General features: G+C 73.5%; 1 protein-coding gene. It reads right to left on the bottom strand.

The genetic code is table 11. From position 1 onward, the window contains the following. The coding region (locus tag ACXAID_RS28455; RefSeq protein WP_475025480.1) for a molybdopterin-dependent oxidoreductase at positions 1 to 381 on the bottom strand (381 nt) is incomplete at both ends.

The following is a 381-nucleotide window of genomic DNA, read 5'->3' as shown; positions in this document are numbered from 1 at the left end:
GGTGCCGCCTCGGCGCGGGGGGCCTGCGGTCGGTCACCCGACCACAACCCGAGCCGGGCCCGTTCCTCGGCGGCGGCCCGGGCGGTCGGCAGTCCCATGTCGATGCCGATCTCGTCGGACAGGAAGTTGAGCACCCGCAGGTCGGGGATCGCGTTGGTGTGCAACGACGGTTCGAACGGACGCAGCCGCCCCTCCCAGTTGACGAACGAGCCCGCCTTCTCCACCACCGGCGCAACCGGGAAGACCACGTCGGCGCGTTGGGTGACCTCGCTCTCACGCAGTTCCAGGCTGACCACGAACCCGGCGGCGTCGACCGCGGCCCGGGCGGCGCCGGGGTCGGGGAGGTCGGCGAGCTCGACGCCGCCGATCAACAGCGCCGCC

The organism is Mycobacterium sp. ABE4_509 (assembly GCF_056160785.1).
This window is presented reverse-complemented; position numbering and strand designations above follow the sequence as displayed.